Annotated in this window: 1 protein-coding gene; it reads left to right on the forward strand. The window is 62.8% G+C overall.

Translation table 11 applies throughout. From position 1 onward, the window contains the following. The first annotated feature begins 82 nt into the window (after window positions 1-82). Window positions 83-1,227 (forward strand): IS3 family transposase gene (locus tag ACWETB_RS23890; protein ID WP_370530165.1). Its coding sequence is split into 2 segments (ribosomal slippage): window positions 83-350 and window positions 350-1,227, totalling 1,146 coding nucleotides; the frame shifts between segments, so codons are not numbered across the junction. Window positions 1,228-1,286: the final 59 nt, after the last annotated feature.

The following is a 1,286-nucleotide window of genomic DNA, read 5'->3' on the forward strand; positions in this document are numbered from 1 at the left end:
TGGCGTGTCCCCCGTGAACCGGTCCGGGTTGTTCTAGAGTCCTGATTGCCCTGGTGAGGGCAGAGAAGGGACGATGAGGAACATGGCAGGACGGAAGCGTCACTCGGCTGAGGACATCGTGCGCAAACTGCGCCGGGCCGACGAGTTGGCCGCCGAGGGTAAGACCGGCGAGGAGATCGCTGCCGATCTCGAGGTGTCGGCGGCCACCTTGTACAACTGGCGCCGCCAGTACGGCGGTATGGACGGCGATGCCGCCAAGGAACTCAAGGAACTGCGCGAGCAGAACAGCCGGCTCAAACGCCTGCTCGCCGATGCTGAACTGGAGAAGGACGCGCTGCGGGAGATCGCGAAGGGAAAATTCTGAGCCCAACGGCCAAACGCGCCGCCATCGACATGCTCAAAGATGTGAAGAACATGTCAGAGCGTATGGCGTGCAAGGTAGTTGGGCTTTCCCGATCGGCGTATCGGTGTCTGCCGCAGGCGCAGACTCCGGCCGACCCGGATGCCGCGCTGCGGGAGCAGCTGCGCACCTACGCCCGCAAGAATCCGCGGCACGGGTTCCGGCGGGCGTGGGCGCATCTGCGCTTCGACGACGGTATCGAGATCAATAAGAAGAAGGTGCATCGGTTGTGGAAAGAGGAGGGCCTGCAGGTCCGCCGTGCCCCGCGCCGGAAGCGGGCCGGCCAGTCGTCGGTGCCGATCATCGATGCTGATGCGCCGAAAGTGGTGTGGGCGTTGGACTTTCAGTTCGATTCCACGGTGGATGGGAAGAAGGTGAAGATTGCGTCGATGGTCGATGAGCACACCCGGATGTCGTTGCTGAATATCGTGGACCGCTCGATCGCTGCCGAGCGCCTGATCGAGGAGTTGGAGAAGGTGTTCGCGATCTGGGGTGGACCGCCGATGGTGCTGCGTATGGATAACGGCCCTGAGTTCATCTCTGAGGCGCTGCAGGCGTTTTGTGCAGGGTTGGTGGGCATCTCCTACATTCCGCCCGGCACACCGTGGAACAACGGGTTCATCGAGTCGTTCAACAACCGACTACGCGACGAGTGCCTGAACCGCAACTGCTGGCCGACCCTGCTCGAGGCCCGGGTGGTCATCGGCGACTTCAAAGACGACCACAACCACCGACACCGACACTCAGCGCTGGGCTACCAGACCCCCGCCGAGTACGCTGCCCAATGCACCCACCAGCATCACCCCGTGGGCTGCGAGATCGACTGATCGACTGCAAGTAGGAACTGGCTCTAGAACGGCCTGGACCGGCTATCGGGGACCTGCCA

The sequence above is a fragment of the Gordonia sp. NPDC003950 genome (genome assembly GCF_053605205.1).